Origin of the sequence: Acinetobacter sp. P1332, from assembly GCF_044057475.1 — a bacterium.
In the GTDB taxonomy this organism is placed as follows: domain Bacteria; phylum Pseudomonadota; class Gammaproteobacteria; order Pseudomonadales; family Moraxellaceae; genus Acinetobacter; species Acinetobacter johnsonii.
In genome coordinates this window covers 2510174-2535118 of the sequence record NZ_CP171157.1, presented here as the reverse complement: position 1 = coordinate 2535118, position 24945 = coordinate 2510174, and the positions used below count along the sequence as shown (strand labels likewise).

Below are 24945 nucleotides of genomic sequence, written 5' to 3'. Positions count from 1 at the left end.
GTCTATACAGATTAATGCTGATCAGTTAAGGAGTTTTATAGAAACTCCTTAACTTTTTGTCGTTCATGATGGAATCTTCGTATTTTAAAATTTAATATTTGGAGCTCGTCCGTTCTTTTGCGTAGCCAAAAGAACCAAAAACATTTGTCATCCGCAAAACCTTTTGCTTTTCTGCATTTAAATGATCATTCTGCAAAAATATTCCTTTTAAATGGACATGCAGGTTGCGGATGACGTTTCCGCGTATCAAATAATATTGGGCGGCTCAAAAAGGGCATCTGATTGCTTAACTGATCGGTATGACTTTATATATTCGGCCACAGCGCCTTTTTTATTTAAGCGAGTTTTAAGTTTAGAAAACTACATTGGGGCATCCGCTCAGCAAGACATGATTTAAAATGTTCAATTTGCAGTCTATTTTTAAAGAAGTTTCACTTTCGCGCTTTAACATCTATTTGGCGCTGTGGTTAGCCGTGGTTTTAAACGTGATGTTCTATAAGCAAGTTCAGTTGCTTACACCGTATCATGATTTCAAAGCTTATGCCTTTATCGGCGCTACCATTTTGGTGGTGTTGGCTTTTTATCATTTGGTTTTTCAGCTGTTACAGTGGCGGCCGATGGCTAAAGGGTTGGCTGCGTTATTGATCATCATTGGTGGAATGAGTGCGTATTTTGTCAACAGTTTAGGCGTTTCGATCACACCAGATCAGATCCAAAACATGATGCAAACCGATGGCAATGAAGTGCGCGACTTGTTGTCATGGCGTCTAGTACTGTGGATTGGGGCGATGGTGGTGCTACCTTTAGTCGTTTTATTTAAGGTTAAAATCCGCCGTGATCCTTTTAAAACCGTGTTACTGCACAAGCTGTTCGGTAGTGCAGTTTCTATTTTACTGATTGCAGGCATGTTGTTTATTTTCTTTGTTGATTATGCCGCGATTTTCCGTGAGCATCGTGATCTCAAAGGGATGATTTCACCGCAAAATGCGATCAGTTCAACCCTGTCGTATTATAAAAAGAATCGACCACAGCAGCATTTACCGTTAGTGACTTATGGTGAAGATGCTCATTTGATGAAGCAAGTCGGACAGCAAAACTTGCCGAAATTGATGGTTTTGGTGGTCGGTGAAACGGCACGTGCAGAAAGTTTTTCTTTAAATGGCTATGCGAAAAAGACCAATCCTGAGCTGGAAAAACTCAATGTCATCAACTTTAATCAAGTCAGTTCTTGCGGGACAGCCACTGCGGTTTCTGTGCCTTGTATGTTTTCAGGCATGCCACGTGAAAACTATGATGCACAGTTAGCGCACCACCGTGAAGGTTTATTAGATCTTGCACAGCGTGCTGGTTACAAAGTGACATGGATTGACAATAACTCTGGCTGTAAAGGCGTTTGTGATCGGGTTGAACAGTATAAAATTCCAGAACCGATACAGAAAAAATGGTGTTCAGCCGATGGCGAATGTACCGATGAAATTTTGGTGGATAGCTTAAAAGCCTATATGGCTGGTATTGCGGCTGATGATAAAACGCCACGTTTAATTGTGTTACACCAAATGGGCAGTCATGGACCAGCTTACTATAAGCGTTCAACGCCTAAGTTTCAGCCTTTCCAACCGATGTGTGAAACCAATGCCATTCAAGCCTGCACACCTGAACAGCTGAAAAATAGTTATGACAACTCCATTGTTTATACCGACCATGTGTTGAGTCAACTGATCGGTGTATTAAAGCAAAACTCAAACTTTGAGACCGGTTTTTGGTATTTATCTGACCATGGTGAGTCGACTGGTGAGCACGGGCTGTATTTACATGGTTCACCTTATGCTATTGCACCGAGCCAACAGACCCACGTGCCGATGCTGATGTGGTTTTCAGAAACATGGCAAAAGCAGAATCCGCAACAAATCGCTTGCTTAGGGCAACAAAAAAGCCAAGAATTAAGCCAAGATCATTTGTTCCCAAGCTTATTGAGTTTACTTGGGGTAAAAAGTACGGTGATTGATTCAAAAAATAATATGTTAGAACACTGTACCGCGACCAAAGTGAGCGCTTAGAACATGTCAAAAATATTGATTATTGAAGATGATTTTATGATTGCTGAGTCCACACAAACGCTGCTGCGTTATCAGCAGTTTGATGTGGTGTGGGTCAACAATGGTTTTGATGGTTTAAAGCAATTACAACAATATCCATTTGATGTGGTGTTGCTGGATTTGGGCCTACCGATGATGGATGGGATGCAGGTTCTAAAAAATATCCGTTCGCTTTATCCGACTTTGCCTGTGTTGATTATTTCGGCACGAGATCAGTTACAAAACCGAGTCGATGGTTTAAACCATGGCGCGGATGATTACTTAATTAAGCCTTATGAGTTTGATGAGTTGCTGGCACGTATTCATGCGCTATTACGTCGCAGTGGAGCGTTAAAACAGCACAAGCAAAGCCAGACTTTAAGTTATGCAGGTCTAGAGTTAGATGAAGATTTGCACTTAGCCAAGTACAAAGGGCAGACTATTGATTTGTCGAACCGTGAATGGGCTATTTTAATTCCTCTGGTCAGTCATCCCAATAAAATTTTTTCCAAAACCAATTTGGAAGAAAAGCTCTATGACCTTGACTCGGAAATTAACAGCAATACCATTGAAGTTTATATTCACCATTTGCGTGCCAAGCTTGGCAAAGACTTTATCCGTACCATTCGAGGGCTAGGCTATCGTTTGGGGCAGGTTGAAGCATAAAATGGTGAAGTCGACTCCTGTTTCCTTAAAGCGTCAACTGATTACCTATACCTCTTTATTTAGTATTGTGATGGGCTGTTTGTTGGTGATTGCAGCGTATCGCATTGCCCTTGAAGAGACCAATGAGATCCTCGATGCACAAATGCGTAATTTGGCAGAGCGTGTTGCAGCGCATGATCCCGCTCCAATTAAGAGCGAGTTTGAAGCGGACAGACACTATCACGAAGAAGATTTATTTGTAGATGTCTGGTCGTATGGACTGCCTGAACAACGGCAACATGAGTTTGATTTATTAATACAACCCGTTAAAAAAGCGGGGTTTTATACTCACCATACAGCACAAGGCTTATGGAATACCTATGTGCTGCCAACAGAGAAGTACCAGATTCAAGTCAGCCAACAGCGCAGTGTAAGACAAAAGCTGGCTTTAGAGCTGGCGGCTAATATGTTGATTCCATATTTACTGTTTATGCCTTTGGCTTTATGGGGACTGAGTTGGATTATTGGGCGTAGTCTAAAGCCCTTAGATGAGTTTAAAGCGGAACTTGCACAGCGTGAACCGCATGAACTGAGTGAGATTCGGCCCGATGGTTATCCTTTGGAAATTCTTCCGACCATCAATGAAATGAACCGTTTATTTGAACGAATTTCGCTGTCGCAACAAGAACAAAAGCAATTTATTGCCGACGCAGCGCATGAGCTCAGAACCCCCATTACCGCACTGAATTTGCAAATGAAAATTTTGTTGCATGAATTTCCAGAACACCAAGCGTTAAAAAACTTAAGTCTAGGCTTAATTCGGATTCAACATTTGGTGTCACAACTGCTCAATTTGGCAAAACAGGATGCTTCTGTACCAAGTTTAGAACCTACACAAAGACTAGGGTTAAGTGATGTGGCGGTTGAATGTATGGAGCAACTGATGGAGCTGGCGCTAGCCAAAAACATTGATTTGGGCTTGGAACAGCATGAAGCACTTTGGATAGAAACTCAAAGTTCAGCCTTACATTCTATTATCTATAATCTCTTAGATAATGCGATTAAATATACGCCTGAACAGGGTGTGATTAATGTCTTTATTTATCAGCAAGATCAGCAAGCCATTGTTCAAATTGAAGACAGTGGGCCGGGGATTGCGCCAGAACTTTATGATCATATCTTAAAGCGTTTCTATCGCGTACATCACCATCTGGAAGTCGGCAGTGGATTGGGTTTATCCATTGTCGATAAAGCCGCAGAAAAAATTGGCGCCAAACTGCACTTTGGACAAAGTACAGGATTGGGCGGCTTAAAAGTTCAAGTGATTTTTAAACTGTAGTTTCTGCTTGATTTGGGCTGGACTGTATAAACTGCTTATAACACAGCGCATATGCCAGTACATTGACCAGCCAAATTACCCACGCGGTCCATAAATTGTGACTGAGGAAATGTGCACCCCGCATCATTTGCGCCCAACCCATGACAAAGCCTAGAATTAGGGCAGCAAGCAAATAAAACCACGCGCGTTTGGGTTCATTTAGACGGTATACGAAATATCCCACAAAGAGCGCAAAACCTGTTGCGGCATGTCCTCCAGGGAAGCAATGCCCTGCGCTGGCGGATAAGTCCCAAAAGAAATCATGTGCCGTGGCCAGAGTCATATCCCATGGGCAGGCATGTGCGGATTGTGATTTTAAAATCCCAATGAGGCTGGTACTGATGAGGACTAAGCCAATGAAATAGCCATTTTGCCAACGCTGGGGCTTGAACGTAGCCCTTTTATATGAAGCGAGCCATTTCAGCAAATAAATCACATACACCGCGATGATGATGTCTTTGACATAACGGTGATTCAGTTCTGCTAAGGCCCAGTCGCGCTTTAGTGGAAAATGACCAGTTTGATCCATAAAGGGGTGAATTAGTTGTAAGTCGATGGTGCCTGCCACAGGGAAGAGCAGCCACAATATGGCAAAACCCAGCGTCAAAATAAAAAACTGAAGGATGAAAAAACGTTGCTGATCCGACACAAGTGAGGCCATGTTCTAAAAATAAGCGCTATTCCAACAGTGTCAGCTTAAACGAGGCTTAACATAAACGCTGTTTCATCTACTTTAGCATGATCTGTGTTTTGGTTATCGTTTTAAGGCGAATACAAAGTGTCGTTTCAGTGTTAGATTTGCTCTCAAACACATGAGGTTTAAACATGTCGATACGTGCTGTTCTATTTGATTTGGATAATACCTTGACGCATCGTGGGCGAAGTGTTGCGACCTTTAGTCAAGATCTTGCCGATACTTATCAAAGCCAACTTAACTGCGTTGATGTGGAGCAGATTGAGTCGATTGTGAATCGGATCGACAATGGTGGCTATCCCTTAAAAGAGTATTTAACCCATCCCAGTATTGGTGCTTCAGTGGCTTACGCTTTGCTACAGGAGTTAAACTGGCAGGCGCCTCCACATTTAGAAGAGTTAAGCAATTTTTGGTTTGCACAGTTTGGTCATAGTGCTGTGGCGATGCCTGAGGCTGAACAAACGCTGACCCGTCTAAAGCAAGCAGGATATAAACTCGCCATTATTTCAAATGGCGGTCATGCCACACGGCTGTCTATATTAAATGGCTTGGGCTTTCAGCATTATTTTGATGTGATTAATAGCTCTGGATTGTTTGGTCAAGCCAAACCCCAAGCTGATATTTTTATTGACACCGCACAGCAATTGGCTGTTGAGGTGGAGCAGTGCTTATTTATCGGTGATCATCCTATTAATGATGTACAAGGTGCGCAGCAGGCAGGAATGCAAGCGCTGTGGCTATCAGGCTTTCATGTTCCTTCAGTACAGATGACTGCACCGAGTATCACGGCATTGTCCGAGATTTTTGATTATTTAGAAAGCTAAAAGCCCCTTATAATGTTCAATAGGAATAAAAAAAAGCGGCCCATGTGAGCCGCACTAAAATGCAAATGCGTTTAGAACATGCTGTCATCTGAGTTGGCAGAGATTTTATGAATAGATAAATCTGCACCGCGGAATTCATCTTCTTGGCTTAAACGGATGCCCATCGTGGCTTTTAAAGCGCCATAGACCACCAATCCACCAATAACAGCAATACCAATTGCTAAGAGCGTACCAATCAGCTGTGACATCATCGCAACACCGCCTAAGCCCCCAAGCCATTTTTGACCAAAGATCCCGACTGCAAGCCCACCAAAGGCACCACATACGCCGTGCAAAGGCCATACTCCGAGTACATCATCGACTTTCAGCTTGTTTTGGGTGTAGGTGAAAAGTTTGACAAAAATCAGTCCAGCAATGGCGCCAATCACCAATGCCCCAATCGGATGTACGACATCCGAACCTGCGCAAATTGCAACGAGACCAGCTAAGGGCCCATTGTGTAAGAAGCCTGGGTCATTTTTTCCTGCGAAGTTGGCTGCCAAGGTTCCGCCAACCATTGCCATAAGTGAGTTAATCGCGACCAGTCCTGAAATTGCATCTAAACGCTGTGCACTCATCACGTTAAAGCCAAACCAACCCACGATCAAAATCCATGAACCTAAAGCCAAGAAAGGAATAGAGGAAGGAGGATGCGCACTGACACGACCATCTTTCTTGTAGCGTCCATCACGTGCACCGAGTAAAACCACCGCAGCCAAAGCGATCCAGCCTCCCATAGCATGTACAACCACTGAACCTGCGAAGTCATGGAAACTTGCGCCGAAAGTATCTTGTAGCCACTGCTGTAAACCAAAGTTGCCATTCCACGCGATCCCTTCAAAAAAAGGATAAACCAAGGCCACTAATAACACGGTTGCAATCGCTTGTGAGCGCATTTTAGCACGCTCGGCAATACCGCCAGAAATAATCGCTGGAATTGCGGCTGCAAAAGTGAGCAGGAAAAAACAGCGCATCAGGTTATAGCCATGATCCGCCGCTAAGGTATCCCCAATATGGAAAAAATGGTGTCCATAGGAAATATAGTAACCTACAAAGAAGTAGGCAATTGCGGAAAGTGAAAAGTCCGTTAAAATTTTGCTTAAAGCGTTGACTTGGTTTTTATGACGAACTGTCCCTAGTTCTAAAAAAGCAAAGCCTGCGTGCATGGCAAGGACTAAAACCGCACCAAGAAGAAGAAAAAGTAAGTCAATATTTTGCATGTTTAGGTTCCATTTGAGTGCAAAATTTTGCAAAAAGAAACTCAGTATACTGATGCCTGTAATTTCGTGAAGATCTCAGCAAAAAGGAAATATTGATTAAGTTTTGCTTAAAAATAACAAGACTCGATATAAAGCAAAAGTATGCACCATGATGGTGTTTGTGCATTGCAGTGGTGCATGGGTTAAAATATAAGTTAATATTAAGTTTATGAATATATTATGTTTATCTAAGTTTCTTTTATTTTAAATATACAGATGTATATTTTATCTCTTGAGTTAAACCCAAAAAGTAGCAACACAAAAAAATGATAAAAAAATTCGGTTAGCAGCTATTGTGAGCTGAGTTTCCGTTGCTTTGTTCTCTTTTGGAACGCTCATGCCATGAAATGTGCGTGCTGATTGTGCATCAGTGAAAGTTTTTAAACATGATTTGTATTTTCTCATTCTTATTTTAATCTATTGAAGATAAAACATGAATAATCACATAACTATATGTAATTAATTGTAATTATTGTCATATATGATCAGTCCTATTTCATCGTTTTACATCTACAACGAGACAAAATAGTCGGGCAATATTGGCTTTTTGCTGAAAAGTCATGATTACAGAGTTTGCACAAAAAACAAAGACAAGCAGGCAGAATTGGCATTTTAGGTTTTGCTGCTTGAGCGTGATTTCTTAGAGGATATTGGGGCGTTTTAAACTGATATTTTTTGATGGATTATGATGAAGAAAAAACTAATAGCGACATTGTTTGGTCTCCCATGTGTGATGGCTTGGGCCAGTAGTGAAGTAACTTCGGATTGGGGTTATCAAGCACAAACCGCACCGCAGTATTGGAGCCAGCTCAATAGAAAATACCAAACTTGTGCGGGGCATAATCAATCGCCCATTAATATTGAGCATGTGATTTCAGCAGACCTTGCACCACTTGATTTTGATTATAAAACGGCTGCAACGAGTATCGTGAAGCTCCCTCATACTTTACAAGCCAATTTTCATCAAGGCAGTTATTTAAGTTTAGAGGGAGAACGATTTCAATTATTGCAAATGCATTTACATAGCCCTTCAGAAAATACGGTTCACGGCAAAAGCTTTCCGATGGAATTACATTTAGTCCATGCTTCTGAAAAAGGCGAGCTGGCTGTGATTGCGATGATGTATGAACAAGGGAAAAAGAATCAAGCACTTGATGGACTGTGGCAGCAGTACAGGCAACCCCAGAAAGCACTTAATTTAAACGCAGATCAATTTTTGCCGACACATCGCGAGTACTACCGCTTTAATGGTTCGCTCACGACACCGCCGTGTACTGAAGGTGTACGTTGGGTGGTCTTAAAAGATATTCAGCAGGCATCAGCACAGCAAATCGCAAACTTCGCTGCACTGATGGGGTATCCGAATAATCGTCCTGTTCAAGCCACCAATGCGCGCTTGGTTTTAGACTAGAGCATGAATTAAAAAAGCAGATTGTGTGATCTGCTTTTTTAATGTGGGATAACACGTCTGTGCTAGTGCAAGATCTTGTCTAAGAACTGTTGAGCACGATCACCACGTTTGGTGTTAAAGAAATCATCTTTGCTACAGTCTTCGACAATTTTACCTTGATCCATAAACAATACACGGTTGGCCACTTGGCGGGCAAAGCCCATTTCATGGGTGACACACATCATGGTCATGCCTTCATGTGCTAACTCGACCATCACATCAAGAACTTCATTAATCATTTCAGGGTCAAGCGCCGATGTCGGCTCATCAAACAACATGGCAATCGGATCCATACTTAAGGCGCGGGCAATTGCGACACGTTGCTGTTGTCCACCTGAAAGTTGTGCTGGAAATTTATGTGCATGTGCACTTAGCCCAACACGCTCTAAATAGCCTAAGCCTTTCTTTTTCGCTTCAGCTTCAGAGCGTCCCAATACTTTAATTTGGGCAATGGTTAAATTCTCGGTAATGCTGAGATGCGGAAACAACTCGAAGTGCTGAAACACCATACCTACACGGCTGCGTAATTTGGTCAAATCTGTTTTCGGGTCTTTGATGGGTATTCCATCGACTGTGATTTGACCTTGTTGGAAGGCTTCCAGTCCATTCACTGTTTTAATCAGGGTCGATTTTCCTGAGCCTGATGGACCACAGACCACCACCACTTCACCTTGGCAAATTTGTGTGGTGCAATCGGTTAAGACTTGAAAATCGCCATACCATTTACTGACATTTTGGAGGTCAATCATTACTTTTTGGTCGCTCATACGCTTAACCTCCTTTGTAATCGTTTTACTGCATATGTGGCTAGCATACTGATGGTGAAATACACCAAGCCAGCAAATAAAATATATTGCGTTAATAGAGACATCAAATCGCCCCGCACGTAGTTGGTGCGGAAGAAGTCGAGTAGTCCAATGGCGTATACCATGGTTGAGTCTTGGAACAAGATGATGGTTTGTTGTAACAGCAGCGGTGTCATTTTGCGAAAGGCTTGCGGCAAAATGATTAAGCGCATGGATTGACCATAGGTCATGCCTAGTGCATAAGCCGCGGCAGACTGTCCTTTAGGAATTGATTGAATTCCTGCACGTACAATTTCCGAGAAATAAGCCGCTTCAAACAGCATGAACGCCACAATACTTGAGACCAAAGCGGTATCAATGGTCAGGTAATTTCCCGTGACTGTGGTGTAGATGAAGGGTACAGCAAAGTAGAACCACATCAATACCAATAGGAGTGGAATCGAGCGGAATAAATTGACATAGCCTTGGGCAATTAAATTCAAGATGCGAATTGAAGACAAACGCATCAGTGCCAACAGCGTGCCAATGAAAATACCGCCAATGGTGGCGATGATGACCACTTTTAAAGTGATACTTAAACCATGCCATAGGGCAGGTGCAGATAACTGCAAATCATGGGTAAATGCGGTGAGCCATTCCATTATTTAGCTCCTGCAATTAAACCTGGAACACGTAAACGTTTTTCAAGCAGCGTCATTAAGGTAATTAAGCAGACGTTGATAACGATGAAAATAATCGTGACATAGGTATAGATTTCGATGGTGTTCTGCGTATATTCGCTGATGGTTTTCATCTGCGAAATAATCTCGGAGACCCCAACTAAAGAGGCTACAGAAGTATTTTTGACGCAGTTGGTCAACTCTGAGCTCAGAGGCGGCAAAATCGTACGGAAGGACTGCGGTAAAATGACATAGCGGTATAGTTGTGCGGTACTAAACCCCATGGCATAACCTGCATTAACCTGTCCAGTAGGTAAAGCTTCAATACCTGTGCGGACTTGTTCGCAGACACGTGCTGCGGTAAACAGTCCAAGACCGATACTGGCTGAAATCAGCGCTGTTGTTCCTGCACTTAAATCATTAATCCACCATGACTTAATCGGACCAGGTAAGAAATTCGGCACCACATAAAACCAAATAAATAATTGGATCAGTAGCGGTACATTACGAAAAATGGTGACGTAGCCAGTGCCGATAGCACGTGCGGTTTTATTGGGAAGCGTGCGCATAATGCCGAGAATACTTCCGAGCACCATTGCAATGCTCCAAGCCACAATGGCAATAACAACCAGCCAGCCTAAACCAATTAAAATCCAACTGAGATAGGTGCTATCTCCGACGCCTGTGGATTGCCAAAGGACGCCCCAGTTCCAGGTATAATTCATGACAATCCCCTAAAATAGGTCAGGCAAAGAAACTTTGCCTGAGTGAACATTAATCTTTCCTTTATCGTTTACTGATCACGGTCATGTGGGTTTGCAATTAAGGCTTTAAGTTGGTCTGACATAGCAAAGTTCAGGTTAATGTTTTTCGGTGGAATTGGCTGTTCAAACCATTTGTTGTACATTTTGTTAATTTCACCTGAGCTATAAGTGGCTTTAATTGCATCATCAACCACTTGTTTAAAGCCCGTGTCGCCTTTACGTAACATACATCCATAAACTTCTTGAATTGGTGCTGTACCGACAATGTGCCACTTGTTTGGATCTTTGGCTTTCGATTTTTCTCCAGCGAGTAAAATGTCATCCATCATAAACGCAGCAGCACGACCGCTTTGGAGCATCAAGAATGATTCAGCATGGTCTTTTGCAGAAATCACTTCACCAATACCGAGTTCTTTTTCATGCTGACGGATATAGCGTTCAGAGGTTGTCCCTGCTGTAGTCACTAATTTTTTGCCTTTTAAGTCAGCAAAGTCCTTCACGCCTGAATCGGTTGCAGTAAGTAAACGTGAACCCACTTCAAAGAAGCCCACAGAAAAATCAACTTGTTGCTGGCGTTCTTTGTTGTTTGTAGTTGAACCACATTCAAGATCGACTGTGCCATTTGAAACCAATGGAATACGGTTTTGGCTGGTGACTAAGTTATAGCGAACTTTTAAATCAGGCATATTCAGCTTTTGTTTAACAGCTTCAACCACTTTGAGCTGTAAATCATGTGCATAACCGACAGGTTGATTTGGATTGTCTGCGATATAGGAGAATGGAATAGAGGAGTCACGGTAACCTAAAACAATGGTTCCTGATTTTTTAATCTTATCTAAAGTGCCTGACTGTGAAGCATCTGCGCCAGTGCTAGCTGCATCCGTTGCAGGTGCTTTGTTGTCGCTACATGCACTGAGGCTCAGCGCAAGTGCACTTGCACAAAATAAGGCAGAAAGATTACGTTGCATGGTCATGTACAAACTCCTTTTGTTTGCAGCATCAATTGCATTGTTTTTATCAAAAACGTCAGAATTGGGTTAAAGCTTTATTCTGTGCAAAAGATGTTCTTTTTATGGTATTTTTTTACAGCTTAGTCTGCATCTTAATCGAGATTGCTTTTGCTGCTCAAGTGGGATTTTTAATATTTTGTTAATAATGCTTTAAATAAGTGCATCGCTATATTCCTCTGATATTAAAAAGAAAATTATGCATAATGCGTGCCATTTCAAGTTTTATAATTCATTTTATTAGGCTAATGTCTAATGCCACGGGGTTGGCTATGCGTTTCGTTATGGATGCATGACAGAATGGATTTTGTTCGTGTAGAACATGCTAAAACTGCAATAAAAAAGAAAAGTGCTTTATTTTGAAGATGATCCGTTTTATGACGCAGTATATAAAGGTCAGTTAGATTCGGTTTACTGTCCTACGCTTTCCGCAGAGGATTAAAAACTAAAAGCGACTGTACGTTATGAACAAATGGTAGGGCACAATCGCAATGGGAGGATATGAGCAGGTGTGTATGAAGAAGTGCTTAGTGCACAAACATATCCATATATTCACGGATTTCAGAAATAGCCGTTTCTATATCCGTCGTCAGCCATGTTGGCTCAAACAGTCCAATATAGTGATCTAAACGGTCTTGAGGTACAACTAAACGTACTGGACATTCTTCTTCCAGTAAGCGCCAAGGAATGATGGGTGTTTCATTATCTAAAAAGGCTTGCACATTTCGAATGTCAATAATCATGGCATTGACACATTCAGGAAAAGGCATCACTGAAAACTCTTCAGTACGACGACGGAAAAACTCCAGATCACCCCATTTTAAAATATAACTAGGCTTAGAAAATTCAATAATACCAATAAGATGTTGGTCTCGCGTGTAGTGCAAATGACATTGGTGCGTAACATCAGTGTCTAAATCAAGCGTTACACTTTGTTGACGATATGCCATAAAGTCCAAAAACAGCTAAAACAAGGTGCATAATTATAGCGCAAATTCATTTAAAGAACGCTGTTCGCCAGACTCTTTTTGTCTATGTCTAGGTAAAATACTTTTTATATGACTTTTAACACTAAATTGATTGATGAGCGACTGTTTTTAAAATATTAAAAAATAATAGCTTAGATTAAAATAAAGCGCTTGTTTACTATCTCACTATGCTTTGAAACACAATGCTACACAAGCAGTTGTTAGTATGAGAATTCGACAACTTGATAATAGAAAATTGAGGGGGAACATATGCCACATGATTTCAATAAACCGTCCCATGTACAAACGCCAGAGGAGCGGCAGAAGAAAAAACGCGTGCCCTTGTATATATTGGCATTGGTCGGAATTTTCTTAATCGCATTATTATTTTATATGTTTGCAGATACCAAGCCAAATCCGAATGAGGCGCCTCCAGGTCATCCGAATCCGAGCGCAGAGCCTGCAACACCGAATAATAGCACCACTGCAACAGCAGGTGACGAAGCGGTAGCCACCGATAGCAATACGGCGACTGCAACTGACCGCTAAATGTGACTAAAGCCCTTGTAATGTACAGGGGTTTTTTCTTTAGCAGTCATCAAAAGGTATTCCATTTCTCATTCATACCTCATGGCAGACAATCACTTCAAAACTAAAATCTGTAGTTGAGCAAAGGTCGCTGTGATGTAGACACAACAAGAGGGAGAACAAAATGAATGATTATGTAGGGCATCAGGGTCGATTTGATGCGATGTATTATTGGGACCAGTTTCACCCAATCCTGTCCGCAATCGCCATCCTGATCATTGGTTGGATTATTGCATTATTGATTGCAGGTGCTGTGAAAAAGGTTTTAACCAAACTCGGGACCAACCAAAAACTTTCCAGTGCTACTGGCCATCGCTCGAATATTGAAAATATTATTTCTCGAGTTGTGTTTTGGCTCATCTTGATTATTGCGGTGATCGGTGCACTCAATGTTCTCAATCTCACCAGTGTAAGTGGGCCATTTAGTAATATGGTTCAACAGTTCTTGTTGTTTATACCACAATTGTTGGCTGCTGTTGCTGTGGGCTTTATTGGCTGGATTGTGGCAAAGCTGGTCAAAGTGGGTTTACAAAAAGGATTGGATCGAACTCAGTTAGATGAAAAACTCAGTCAGGATGTCGGAGTCAGTACGCTGAGTCAAAACATCAGTGAAATTGTCTATTGGTTGATTTTATTACTATTCTTACCCATTGTTTTGTCGATACTCGGTCTGACTGGGCTGCTCTTTCCGATCCAAAATATGGTCAATGAAGCCGTACTGTATCTACCAAATATCTTTATTGCGGGTGTAATTGTTTTTGCAGGTTATATTCTAGCCAAAATTGTACGGGGCATTATTGAGGGCTTATTGAGAAGCCTAGATGTACAAAAACAGGTTGAAAAAGTAGGACTGTTTAAAAACTCAGATTTGGCTAAAGTGCTCGGATCTTTTGTTTTTGCAATGGTTATTATCACAGCGCTGATTATTGCGTTTGAAGCTTTAGGCATTGATGCAATTTCTCAACCAGCGACGGCCATGCTGTATGAAATCATGAATGCAATTCCGCACATCATTGCAGCGGCATTAATTTTAATTTTGGCCTATGTGGTGTCACGTTTTGTCGCAAGTCTTGTGGTTGAAGTCTTGTCGGGAACAGGTGTAGATGACATTCCAAACAAAGTTGGCTTGCAACGTTTCTTAGGAAACACCAAAGCATCTTGCGTTGTGGGTTATTTTATTGTGTTCTTTACCATGCTATTTGCGGTCTCTGAAGCAGCAAATCGACTCGGCTTTGAACAGATCAGTGGTTTGATTGCGATGTTTATCCAGTTTGGTGCAAACATCCTATTAGGTGCAGTCATTCTGGGCGTGGGCTTCTGGCTGGCGAACTTGGTTGCTCAGGTGATTGAGCGTGGTGAATACAACAGCTCTCGTTGGGTGGCGAACATTGTACGTGTCTTGATCATTGGCTTGGTATTGGCGATGGGCTTGCGTGCAATGGGTATCGCAGATTCGATTGTGAATTTGGCCTTTGGCTTAACGCTTGGTGCGGTTGCTATTGCTTTTGCACTGGCTTTTGGTCTCGGTGGGCGTCAACCTGCGGAACGGGTTTTGACCGATTTGTTAGATAAAGCCAAAAAAGAAGGTACGCAACCGAATCCACTTTATCAGGCCAAAGCTGAAAGCACGCAATCAGCACAGAGCAAAGAAGAACATGCCTCACTGAAAGAGCAAATGGATACGCCAACGGTTGCAGAGGAATATCAACATGCAGATGATATTCCAACTACAGCAGAGGTTGATCCTGCGCATAAACCTTTAAATAAACCTTTTGGTTCAACGGGTGAAGCTGAACAAGATATTGACGTTCACCCCAAAGATCCAGACTAAATTAATCACACTAAACACCGACCGCTGATGGCGGTTGGTGTTTTTTTATTGGAGTAAACTGATGTCAAAAAAAGCCCCAAATAAATATTTTGCCCCAATCATCATTGCAGGTATTACGGTTGGATTTTTTGTGAGTGCTTATAAATTTGTCTTTGCAAAACCTAAGACCAATGAGACAACACAGACCAATGCTGAAAGAATACCGACTACTGCAACTGAGGGCCGTGATGCGGATGAATCTGATGAAAAATAATACAAAAGTCTATAGTGTGGAATGAAATTTAATTTGGTATGTTTGATGCATGTGGAATATGGATATTTCATAAATTAGAAATACTTACATGCCTATACTTTTATTATAGCTGCATGGACATTTCACGATTTATTTTTATAAATTGCAGTTTAAAAAGGAAAAACAGATGATGCAAATATTAAAAAAAACTTTGATGACAAAACGTTCAGTGATCCAGCCGAGCCATGTCCATATTGCCATTGCGAAAATGGACTTAGCACTTGCCCGTCAGCAGAAGCAAAAGCAGTGCGTACTGCTACGCACGGACTATTTGGAATAATTTATAGCTTAAGTACATTGCTTAGACATATTCTGATGCGGCATGCGCAGATGACCATGCCCATTGGAAGTTAAAGCCTCCCAAATGTCCTGTAACATCCAGTATTTCACCGACAAAGTACAAGCCTTTTTGCTTTTTACTTTCCATGGTTTTCGATGAAACTTCAGTGGTGTCTACGCCACCTAAAGTCACCTCAGCAGTACGGTAGCCTTCTGTTCCTGATGGTTTGACTTCAAAGGCATGTAAGCGCGTTGCAATGTGTTCGAGTTTTTCATCAGAAAGCTGACCTATTGCTGTTTCAGCCAGTTCTGGCCAAATGAGGTTTTGTAGTTCAACCACTACACTTTTAGGGAAATGTTCACCCAGTAAAGTGCGAAGTAGGGCTTTGGGTTGACTGTGCTTCTTGGCTTTTAAGTAGTCTTGCAAATCCACACTTGGCAAGAAGTCAATTTTGAAGCTTTGTCCTACATCCCAATAATTCGACAGTTGTAGCGAGCTTGGCCCACTGAGCCCACGATGGGTAAATAAAAGGGCTTCGGTGAAAGCGTTTAAGTCATTCGATAAAGTCGCATCGACCGCGTTGCCACTTAAGCGTGTGGTCACTTCTTTAAAGCTATCCGAGAAGGTAAAGGGCACTAAACCAGCGCGAGTCGGATAAACATGATGACCAAATTGTTTGGCAATCTCATAACCAATGCCAGAACCACCTAAAGTTGGAATGGATAAACCACCTGATGCAACCACGACAGATTCAGCTTCAAAATAACCCAGTGTCGTGGCAATTTGAAAACCTTGCTCATCGAGTGCGGTGATAGCTTTTACTTCACAGTCGGTTTTAATGTCGACCAAACCTGTTTTTTCACACTCGCTCAATAGCATGGCTAAAATTTCTTTGGCACCTTTTAGGGTGAACAGCTGACCGTGTTTACGCTCTTCATATTCAATGCCGTACTCACAAACCATCCCAATAAAGTCCCAATTGGTATAACGAGTGAGGGCTGAAATTACAAAGTGCGGATTATGTGAAATAAAGTTGCTTGGCTCGACATAGAGGTTGGTAAAGTTACATTTACCCCCACCTGACATGAGAATTTTTTTGCCGACTTTATTGGCTTTTTCTACCACCACCACTTTACGTCCGCGTTGAGCTGCCATATAGGCTGTCATTAAGCCAGATGCACCTGCACCTAAAACTAAGACATCATATTGATTTGCGGACATGACACACTCACGGGAGAATAAAGCAGGGCATTATAGACCATCTTTTTTGCTTTTTCAGGACTATCTAAAGCGTAGCTAAACGACCTTGCAACCCACCTGAATGAATCACTAAAATACGATGATCTATGGGGAATGTACCTTGTTGAATTAAATCGCTTAAGCCCAACAGCATTTTGCCTGTGTAAATCTGTTCCAGTGGAATGTCATATTGCTGTTCAAACGCACGGATAAATTGCAATAGTTCAGCGGTGGTTTTGGCATAACCGCCACAGCAATATCGATCGGTAATTTGCCAATTCCGTTTTTTAGTCAGTTGCTCGACTTCTGTGTTCAGGAAATCGCCCTTGAGTGCAGAGAAACCTAAAATTTGCTGCTGTGAATGACTGGCTTCAATCAGACCCGCAATGGTGCCACCTGTACCCACAGCACAGCAAATCAGATCGAAATTTTGTCTATCCGCATCAGAGAGAATTTCTGTGCAGCCTTGAATGGCAAGAGGATTGGTTCCCCCTTCAGGAATCACATAATAATCAGGATAATCTTGTTGTAACTGTGCTAAGTAGGCTGGGCTTTGCTTTTGCCGATAGGCTTCTCGCGTCACAAACTGCAACTGCATGCCGAATTGCTGTGCTGTACTTAAAGTTGCATTCAAAGCTTTACTAGCCAGCTCCTCACCTCGAATAATGCCCAGACTCTCAAATCCAAACAACTGTGCTGCATAGGCCGTTGCGGCGATATGATTGGAATAGGCACCGCCAAAAGTCAGCAGTTTTTTACAGCCTTGTTGCTGTGCCGCCAACAGGTTGTATTTCAGTTTAAAAAATTTATTGCCTGAAATTTGCGGATGGACTAGGTCTAAACGTTTGATGCTGATATTGACTCCGCCAACGCTGATGTGCTGATAGGGAATGGACTGCGCAATCTGTTCAAACATAGGACTTTTATCAATCAGGTTGAGTGCTTAGTGTAAGTGAAAAGTCGTGGTTTCTGCACAGAATTAACGCTGTGCAGAGTAGGTGTCGACCGAACTAATCACGGACATGCCTGGGCGTAAATTTTCGATACCCGTCTGATTTGGATCAATCGCAATCCGTACCGCAATGCGTTGCACCACTTTGGTAAAGTTACCCGTAGCATTATCGGCTTTAAGCACACTGAACTCTGAGCCCGCTGCTGGGGAAATTTGTTCCACATGACCTGTAAATTTCTGATGATTGAGGGCATCCACCGTGAACCATGCTTTTTGCCCAATTTTCATGTTGGCAATTTGAGTTTCTTTAAAGTTTGCGGTGACCCAAGTTTGCCGCGGAATCAGATAGAGCAACTGTGTGCCTGCGGCCACATATTGTCCCACGCGAGGATTAACTTCACCCAGTTGTCCATCCATCGGGGCGATAATGCTGCTGTAGTTTTTGGTGGTTTTTGCTTGATCCAGTTGCGCAGAGGCATTGGTCACTTGTGCTTTGAGTCCTGTTTCAGCCACTTGTGCGGTTTTGAGCGCTTCTTTTGCCACCAATACATTGGCCTGTGCTTGTTGCAGTAAAGCTAAATTATTTTGGGTATCGGCAAAGGCTTTGTCTTGTTCCGATTTAGACGCTGCGCCAGAGTCGCCCAACTGTTGATAACGCTGCTGTTGTGCCAATGATAGTTGGTAGGCTGTTCGCGCTTGTTCAACTTTGGCTTCTGCCGCCACAATATCGGCTTTACGCTGTGCAATATTTTGGCTTTGATTGGACAGTGCATTCTGCGCTTGATCCACCCCAGCTTCTGCTTGAGTGACTTTTTGGTCATAAGTCGTGGCATCAATATGCATCAACACCTGTCCTTTTTTGACATGATCAAAATCACTGACCAATACATCTTTGACATAGCCATTAATTTGCGAAGAAAGCACCGTGGTTTTGCCTTTGACATAGCTGTTGTCAGTGGACTCAACAGCACTGTCAAAGGGCCCAATTTTCCATGCCCATAAAATGATGCCAATACCGATGATCAGCACAATAAACATCAAGATCAGCGTACGTTTCGCTGTTGGAATCAGTTTACTCGAAGGCGGTGTAATCGGTGTTGCTGCTGCCACGGGCTGTTCAGGCTGAGAGGTATTTTCAGACCTTGCGGTTGTTTCAGCGGGAGCTACTGGTTTTTGATCTTCAGACATAACAATTTCTCAATAAATAGGGAGCAGTGGCATTAGGCAGGACCGATTTTCGCTTGTTGCCGCAGATGATATTGATTCCGCACAATCAGGAATGTGCCCCACAACAACAGCAGCATAGCAACAACGCCATTAAAGCTAATCACATCGTTATAGGCACGAACTTGAGCCTCTCGAGTCACCACTTGATTGAGATTTTTTAAGGCTTGTTGTTGCTCTAACTGCTGATCGAGCGTGTAAGTATGCGAACTTTGTTGATACGCTAAAAGACGCTGTGCAATCAATGGATTGGTTTCGGGAAGTTGTTGAATCATCTCAGCACGATAGTTTTGGGTTCGGACTTGTTGATAGGTGGAGTAAAACGATGAACCGACTAAGCCACCAAATGTTTGAGTCGCTGAAAATAAAACAATAAACGTGACAATATGGGTGGGGCCTTTTTGCATGGCGCTTAAGATACCCGTGATCAAGAGTGGACCAATAAACACACCACTGGCAAAGCCCACCAAAAACTGACTGCCGTAGAAGTTGGAAGGGCGAATATCGCTGGTAAGGTGAAAATCTAGTCCGCAAGCAATCAACACCAAAGCTTCTGCTAATAGTAAGTGCCAAATAATCCGTTCACGTGAAAAAGTGATGGCACTAAATAAGGTACCAGACACGATGCCTAAAAAGATCACGACATAGAGTGGGACAAATTGATCGGGGCCCATGCCCATAGTTTTGAGAAAACTCACGGCAGCATAACTTTGCTCCGACATTAAGAAGCGAATTGCAAAGGCACCGATGATAAAACGAAGCGTGGATGATGTCCCCAGCCAACGCGTCATAATCAATGGATTGACCCGATAATGCTCATAGACCAAACCAATCACAATCAGGCTAAACCCTGCAATTAAAAGGTATGCCAACCACTTCACTTCAAACCACCACAAGATAGGCCCTTGGGTCAGCACAATACACAAAAAGGCAAAACCGGGCGCAAGTAGGGCAAAGGTGAAGAAGTCTTGCTTTTCAAAAACAGCAATTCTTAAACTACGGGGCAACTTCAGCGACACCACCATTGCGAAACAGCACAGGGCTAAACCAATTTCAAAGGTATACAGGACATTCCAGTTATTGACGTCAATGAGATACGGAGAAATGATCCATGCCAAAGGAATACCGAGCTGCTGAAAGCCTAAAGCCAAATAGATACTGCGACCAAAATTTTCCCGCTTAAAGGCCTGCATAATGTAATACATGCCTAAGGAGCTGAGTGGTGCTGCAACCATGCCGCTAATGAAACGTACCAGTACGGCCATTTCAAAGGTATGTACAAAGACGTGTAAAACCAAAACTACAATAAAAATCAGTAAGCCAATTTCAGAGAATAGACGCAGGCCATATTGTTGGCGGGCTTTAAACAGAATCAGGTTCGCACTGACATTGGCCATCACATAAGCCGCAGGAATCCATGCCACCTCAGAGGGTGTTAGCCCATATTCACCCTGAATTAAGGGCAAATTTGCAGTAATGAAACCATTACTGAGACTTGCAGACAGTGCGACAAACAAGCCAATAAAAAAATATATGAAGCGCTTAGGCGTGGAGTGCGCGATCACGGCAGGAGAGCCGGGTAGGGTTGGCTTTTCTTCTGCTGTCCAGTTTGGCGCAGGTTCGAGTAAACGCGGTGGCTGTGTCATGAGTGGTGACCTTTATGCCCGAATACCGTTGAGTAAGAGTTCAATTGCACGTTGTGCAAGTTGTTGTTGCTCTATATCGGTCAACCCTTGAAATGAAGTCCTTAAAATGGCCGTAATCATGGCGTAATCTTGGGTGGTCAAATCGGGGCGGCATACGCCGTGTCGAATGGCTTGATCAATCAAAGGCTGTAAAATCGCATCGCGGCGCGCGTAGATATCGACCATGACGGGATCATCACGATCAATCACCCGCCAATACTCCATCAGTGCGGTTAAATAGGGCAAGTTATAAACATGGTTTTCAATTAAACGGATAAAACCATCGTCATATTGAGAAAACGCTTCTGCACGAACTGCGAGACGTTCCAATGCTTGTTCCATGAGTGCAATCACCAAGGCACGACGGTCATCAAAATTACGATAAAACGTCGCCCGCCCGACATTGGCGGCATCAATTACCAGTTGTAAGGGGGCATTGATCCCGTGTGTACGAAAAACCTGAACCGCAGCTTCGAGCAGTTCTTCACGGTTTTGTGCTGCACGCTGTTGACGACTGGTCATGGTGATTATTTCATTTAATTTGGAAGTGCTATTATTTAACGGACAAAAGTGTCCGTTGTAAATATTGAATCCTGTAAAATTTTGTAAATTACTTTGCGTTTTTCTAATTTAATCTAATTTCGATAAGAAATATTCTACTCGAAAACGTCATCTGCAACCTGCATGGTGTAAATAAGATAATGTTTTATTCGCTATATTTTAATGAATCCAAGAAATGAACAGGTTTTGCAGATGACAATGGTTTTGCCTACTTTTGCCTAAACAAAAGTAGGGCGAGCCGCAGGCTGATGAAGAAATTGAATAAAACAAGATAAGACTCCGCCAAGATAGTTTTTTAAATATGTCGAATAAATATTTAGATCGAATTTTGGTTAACTTAAATCATTCATGTTATTGTTTTATTTATGAATGATTGATATTTATTTTATAAAGAAAATTCACAGAGAACCCTCATGTAGATGGATAAGAGTTGTAACAAAGTCGATAGGATTGGAAAAATAAAAGTGCTATGCTGAAAGCACAATAATGATAAATGAGGGGCTATGATGAAAACCTTATCTACCCTAGTATTGGTTTTATTGCTCACTCAACTGACCGCGTGTGATGCAAAAAAGGATTTGAATCAGCCTAGAACTGAGGCTCGTACCATGATTATTGGTGGTGTTCCTGTGCATGATCGTGACTATAAACTTCCATCACAAGATATGGCTTTTAATCAGAAAAAGCCTCCACAGGCTGATGCCTACTAATAGGTAAAAATAGGGAGGCATATTGTCAGTACATGGTGGTGCAAGGTGCGATGTGCAGTATAAAAGATGCATTGTGCTACGCCAGATTTGTGAAAATGTGAAGTAGACGTCTTACTTCCTGCAAACGTTTGTTGAATTAAAGCCTTACAAACGTATAAAAGGCCTTGTACTCGCCCAATATGCCCAAACTGTTGTTGCTCAACTTGGCTAGACCAGTTCTATTTGCCAATTTGAAGCTTGAATCTCTAAGTTGTTTTGCCTGAGTTGCTGGCTAATTGCATCGGCTTGTTTTTGCAAGTCTGCAACCGTAATGGTTTTAACCCAGCGAATTTCACTCGAACTATAACGACCATTTTCACGTCGTGAACTATCGATGGCCTGTTGAATTATACGATGCTGTTGTGTGAGTAAATCACGTGTGTTTAAAACACTGAGCATGGATTGACCCGTGCTGGTTTTAGCTTGAGCATTGGTCGCATGAATTCTTTCAATCAGATGATGTAACTCTGTATTTACACTAAAAGCCTCACCCATCAGCGCATTGGGGTCTTCACTCAGTTCATCGCCTTCTTGGATTAGCACATTATTGTTGATGCGTTGTTGTAAAGAGGTGAGTTTGGTTTGTAAATCACTACGCAATAAAAGTGCTTCTGCTAGTTTCATAGATTTGTTTTTAAAGTTTTAGATGAGTCTTATGCTGCATCTGTACAGTCAAAGCTTCAAGTGAGTTTTGTAATTTTTATGAAATCTAAAATCATGAGAAAACGATAGAAAAGCACTTAGTCAGTTTCGGTATTTTATTTAAAACGTGGAGGTGTTTTTCCTATGTTGATTAGTCAATTTATTTACTAATGAGGTATAAAGTTTTATCTAATTTTTCTTTTTATCCAATTTAAAATTAGGTGCGTACACGGCCTCAACATTTCAATAAAGTACAAAAGGTGTTTGCGTAGGCAATAACCTTACTTTTGATAGGCCAAAAGTAAGCAAAAGCCTTTGTTACCCATACATAACATCCCTGTTATGATGGATAACGTGTGGCATCCCTGCCACACTCGCGTATCCAAACGTTGCTTAAATTAAACTATGTAATAGTAGCGACATAAAGGTGCTCTTATCACTATTATTAAAAGCTTAGTGGAACACGGTTTCCAAAGCTTTCAAACCAACTTTCGGATCAAGCAGACCGTTGTAAATTTCAGGGATTTCACGTTCCACCCCAAAGAATTCATAAATGGCAAGCATCGCACCACGAACTGAATATTCCACAGTAAAGACCACGTCATCTTCAATTTCCACAAACTGTCCGAGGAAAGCAAAGTTTTGTGAGCCTTGTGGAATTACCTGTGGACGATCCCCCGGCTTACGGCAGGCGAATAGGGCAGAGGCATATGGCATCATGGCAGTGGTTACATTGGTGGTTGCCAAAACATGATCTAAAATGTCGTCAAAACCGAGCTGTTTAATCAGTTCTGTTAGGATTTCTTGCCCTGTGGCTTCGGACATTGGTTTCTTGATGTAATCGCCCATATGATCAATTTGGAAACCGTAGCCCCATAAGGTATACAGGCCTTCAGGTAAGTCGGCAAAGTGTGGCTGCGCAGGGACCACAATGGATAAATGCCAACCCGACTCATACCAAGTCATCAGTGCGCCGGTGCCTGGTTCATTCCCCGTATAGTCAATAATGCGTTTAAGCAGCACGTCATCTTTCATGGTCAGGGTGAAAGATTCCCACTTATGTTCATCGACATTGCCATAAAAAGTCATTGGACGGCCAAAGTCTGGGGCTTTTTGTGCCAGTGTTTCCCAAAGCGTCCAGCCATGATCTTCTCGATGACGAATGAGGGTAGGCACTTCATGATTACCGCCATAACGTGAGTCCGCAGTAATGGAACCTAAAGTGAAAATGGCTAAATCATTGGCTTTCAGATTAATTTGCTCTGAGCCTTCAGGCAATTGTACGTATAGATGCGAGGCATGGCGCTCTTGAGTTTCAGTATTGGTAATGAAGTCCGCATCTGTGACATAGTGTCCAAAACGCACATCGACCCCTTGTGCGATTAACCAACGCTGTAAGGGAAGGATCATTGAATCATATTGGTTGTACTTAGTACGTTTCACACCCGCTAAGGTATGAATGCGTGGCAATTCTTGAATAAAACGCAAGAAATAGCGTCTTAACTCTGCTGCACTGTGCCATTTTTGAAAAGCGAAAGTGGTGCGCCACATGCGCCAGAAATTGGTTTCAAAAAAGGCCTCATCAAAAAACTCATCAATGCGGCGGCTGCCAATTTTTTCTTCTTTTGAAGCCAATAGCCGCAGCATCTGTGCACGATGTAGTTTATTCAGACCAAGCTTTGCTGCATCCGCAATGACATGTTCGGCATCAATTAAACGTGCATTGGCGTGGGTTTTCACTTGTTCATTAAACTCACGACATTCTTCACGGACTGAAACGTTTGGATCTTCTAATGATGGAATACTGGAAAATAAGTCCCATAGGCATAAATAAGTTTCATCGGTCAGCATTCGCCCACCACGTGTTACCCAAGCTTGCGCGGCATGCGGTGTATGTCCGCCATCCATCGAGCCACCTGAAATATCGAGTTCTTCTAAAATATGGATATTTTTGGCAGGGACTTTGGCATCACGGATCGCAAATGCAGCAGCAGCCATACCTGCAATACCACCACCAATGATCCAAAGATGGGACTGTTGCGTGTCTAATGGGGTGCGCTTCTTATTTTGCATGGTTCACCTTTAATTCTGATGTTAAAAATTATGAAGTTAAAAATGTGGTTTAGAGAAATAAAACCTTATAAATAGTAAGTCTTTTTATATATGAAAAATGTATGAAAAGGGAAGCAATCCCCCATTATATTTTGTAATCAAAAATCAGCATATGATGGCTATTTTTAATACACATTTGTCTTTTTATTAAAATTGAATATGATCTAAATAACTGATGTTGAAGTTTATTGTTGAGTAATTGCTCTATTGTTGTTTTCACTA

General features: G+C 42.2%; 24 protein-coding genes. 10 read left to right on the top strand and 14 right to left on the bottom strand.

Annotated elements, in window-relative coordinates:
- Positions 1-398 precede the first annotated feature (398 nt).
- From ACFN7Z_RS12425 to ACFN7Z_RS12415, 3 genes are read left to right on the top strand one after another with little or no spacing between them, the layout of a single operon-like run.
- Positions 399-2057 (top strand): phosphoethanolamine transferase, encoded by a 1659-nt coding sequence (locus tag ACFN7Z_RS12425; RefSeq protein WP_058952175.1) that lies wholly within the window; start codon positions 399-401, stop codon positions 2055-2057.
- A gap of 3 nt (positions 2058-2060) precedes the next feature.
- Positions 2061-2741, top strand: coding sequence for a response regulator transcription factor (locus ACFN7Z_RS12420; protein WP_058952174.1), 681 nt, complete (start codon positions 2061-2063; stop codon positions 2739-2741).
- Between the two features lies 1 nt (position 2742).
- Positions 2743-4059, top strand: a complete 1317-nt coding sequence (locus tag ACFN7Z_RS12415) for an ATP-binding protein (protein ID WP_058952173.1) — start codon at positions 2743-2745, stop codon at positions 4057-4059.
- Here ACFN7Z_RS12415 and ACFN7Z_RS12410 read toward each other — a convergent pair.
- Positions 4049-4759 (bottom strand): phosphatase PAP2 family protein, encoded by a 711-nt coding sequence (locus tag ACFN7Z_RS12410; RefSeq protein ID WP_058952172.1) that lies wholly within the window; start codon positions 4757-4759, stop codon positions 4049-4051. The genes ACFN7Z_RS12415 and ACFN7Z_RS12410 overlap by 11 nt on opposite strands.
- A 164-nt stretch (positions 4760-4923) precedes the next feature.
- Between ACFN7Z_RS12410 and ACFN7Z_RS12405 the strand changes: the two genes are divergently transcribed.
- Positions 4924-5616: an HAD family hydrolase gene (locus ACFN7Z_RS12405; protein ID WP_058952171.1), complete on the top strand. Its 693-nt coding sequence runs from the start codon at positions 4924-4926 to the stop codon at positions 5614-5616.
- 71 nt (positions 5617-5687) lie between these two features.
- On the opposite strand, the gene ACFN7Z_RS12400 is transcribed toward ACFN7Z_RS12405, so the two are convergent.
- On the bottom strand, positions 5688-6875 hold the full coding sequence (locus tag ACFN7Z_RS12400; protein ID WP_058952170.1) for an ammonium transporter: 1188 nt from the start codon (positions 6873-6875) through the stop codon (positions 5688-5690).
- A gap of 727 nt (positions 6876-7602) precedes the next feature.
- Between ACFN7Z_RS12400 and ACFN7Z_RS12395 the strand changes: the two genes are divergently transcribed.
- A complete protein-coding gene (locus tag ACFN7Z_RS12395) occupies positions 7603-8325 on the top strand; it encodes a carbonic anhydrase (RefSeq protein WP_159151716.1) in 723 nt (240 codons plus the stop codon).
- A gap of 62 nt (positions 8326-8387) precedes the next feature.
- On the opposite strand, the gene ACFN7Z_RS12390 is transcribed toward ACFN7Z_RS12395, so the two are convergent.
- The 5 genes from ACFN7Z_RS12390 to ACFN7Z_RS12370 form a co-directional block, all read right to left on the bottom strand.
- On the bottom strand, positions 8388-9113 hold the full coding sequence (locus ACFN7Z_RS12390; protein WP_010326224.1) for an amino acid ABC transporter ATP-binding protein: 726 nt from the start codon (positions 9111-9113) through the stop codon (positions 8388-8390).
- A gap of 14 nt (positions 9114-9127) precedes the next feature.
- Positions 9128-9811, bottom strand: a complete 684-nt coding sequence (locus ACFN7Z_RS12385) for an ABC transporter permease subunit (protein ID WP_005399959.1) — start codon at positions 9809-9811, stop codon at positions 9128-9130.
- The gene (locus tag ACFN7Z_RS12380; protein ID WP_004981232.1) at positions 9811-10554 is read right to left on the bottom strand and encodes an amino acid ABC transporter permease; all 744 of its coding nucleotides are present in this window, start codon (positions 10552-10554) and stop codon (positions 9811-9813) included. Before ACFN7Z_RS12380 ends, ACFN7Z_RS12385 begins: the two co-directional genes overlap by 1 nt.
- Positions 10555-10622: 68 nt before the next feature.
- Positions 10623-11567 (bottom strand): transporter substrate-binding domain-containing protein, encoded by a 945-nt coding sequence (locus ACFN7Z_RS12375; RefSeq protein WP_010326225.1) that lies wholly within the window; start codon positions 11565-11567, stop codon positions 10623-10625.
- Positions 11568-12127: 560 nt separating this feature from the next.
- Positions 12128-12550 (bottom strand): hypothetical protein, encoded by a 423-nt coding sequence (locus tag ACFN7Z_RS12370; RefSeq protein ID WP_004694572.1) that lies wholly within the window; start codon positions 12548-12550, stop codon positions 12128-12130.
- A gap of 288 nt (positions 12551-12838) precedes the next feature.
- On the opposite strand from ACFN7Z_RS12370, the gene ACFN7Z_RS12365 reads away from it, so the two are divergent.
- The 4 genes from ACFN7Z_RS12365 (at position 12839) to ACFN7Z_RS12350 (ending at position 15559) form a co-directional block, all read left to right on the top strand.
- Positions 12839-13117 (top strand): hypothetical protein, encoded by a 279-nt coding sequence (locus tag ACFN7Z_RS12365; RefSeq protein WP_159151709.1) that lies wholly within the window; start codon positions 12839-12841, stop codon positions 13115-13117.
- Between the two features lie 163 nt (positions 13118-13280).
- Entirely contained in the window at positions 13281-14987 is a 1707-nt protein-coding gene (locus ACFN7Z_RS12360; protein WP_159151710.1) for a mechanosensitive ion channel, read from the top strand.
- Between the two features lie 61 nt (positions 14988-15048).
- Positions 15049-15240: a hypothetical protein gene (locus ACFN7Z_RS12355; RefSeq protein ID WP_159151711.1), complete on the top strand. Its 192-nt coding sequence runs from the start codon at positions 15049-15051 to the stop codon at positions 15238-15240.
- Positions 15241-15406: 166 nt separating this feature from the next.
- Positions 15407-15559 carry a hypothetical protein gene (locus tag ACFN7Z_RS12350; RefSeq protein WP_004981224.1) on the top strand — a complete coding sequence of 51 codons (153 nt, stop codon included), beginning with the start codon at positions 15407-15409 and terminating at the stop codon, positions 15557-15559.
- Positions 15560-15580: 21 nt separating this feature from the next.
- Here the strand turns inward: ACFN7Z_RS12350 and ACFN7Z_RS12345 are convergent, their stop codons facing one another.
- The 5 genes from ACFN7Z_RS12345 to ACFN7Z_RS12325 all read right to left on the bottom strand — a co-directional run bounded on the left by ACFN7Z_RS12345 (position 15581) and on the right by ACFN7Z_RS12325 (position 21181).
- The gene (locus tag ACFN7Z_RS12345) at positions 15581-16780 is read right to left on the bottom strand and encodes an NAD(P)/FAD-dependent oxidoreductase (RefSeq protein WP_159151712.1); all 1200 of its coding nucleotides are present in this window, start codon (positions 16778-16780) and stop codon (positions 15581-15583) included.
- Between the two features lie 64 nt (positions 16781-16844).
- Positions 16845-17714: a 1-aminocyclopropane-1-carboxylate deaminase/D-cysteine desulfhydrase gene (locus tag ACFN7Z_RS12340; RefSeq protein WP_159151713.1), complete on the bottom strand. Its 870-nt coding sequence runs from the start codon at positions 17712-17714 to the stop codon at positions 16845-16847.
- A gap of 63 nt (positions 17715-17777) precedes the next feature.
- A complete protein-coding gene (locus ACFN7Z_RS12335) occupies positions 17778-18938 on the bottom strand; it encodes an HlyD family secretion protein (protein ID WP_159151714.1) in 1161 nt (386 codons plus the stop codon).
- A gap of 32 nt (positions 18939-18970) precedes the next feature.
- Positions 18971-20620, bottom strand: coding sequence for an MFS transporter (locus tag ACFN7Z_RS12330; protein WP_159151715.1), 1650 nt, complete (start codon positions 20618-20620; stop codon positions 18971-18973).
- 12 nt (positions 20621-20632) lie between these two features.
- A complete protein-coding gene (locus ACFN7Z_RS12325; protein WP_058952159.1) occupies positions 20633-21181 on the bottom strand; it encodes a TetR/AcrR family transcriptional regulator in 549 nt (182 codons plus the stop codon).
- 545 nt (positions 21182-21726) lie between these two features.
- Here ACFN7Z_RS12325 and ACFN7Z_RS12320 point away from each other — a divergent pair.
- Positions 21727-21930: an NF038215 family lipoprotein gene (locus tag ACFN7Z_RS12320; RefSeq protein WP_058952158.1), complete on the top strand. Its 204-nt coding sequence runs from the start codon at positions 21727-21729 to the stop codon at positions 21928-21930.
- Between the two features lie 207 nt (positions 21931-22137).
- Here the strand turns inward: ACFN7Z_RS12320 and ACFN7Z_RS12315 are convergent, their stop codons facing one another.
- Positions 22138-22593: a DIP1984 family protein gene (locus ACFN7Z_RS12315; protein WP_058952157.1), complete on the bottom strand. Its 456-nt coding sequence runs from the start codon at positions 22591-22593 to the stop codon at positions 22138-22140.
- 471 nt (positions 22594-23064) lie between these two features.
- Positions 23065-24684 (bottom strand): oleate hydratase, encoded by a 1620-nt coding sequence (locus tag ACFN7Z_RS12310; RefSeq protein WP_058952156.1) that lies wholly within the window; start codon positions 24682-24684, stop codon positions 23065-23067.
- Positions 24685-24945: the final 261 nt, after the last annotated feature.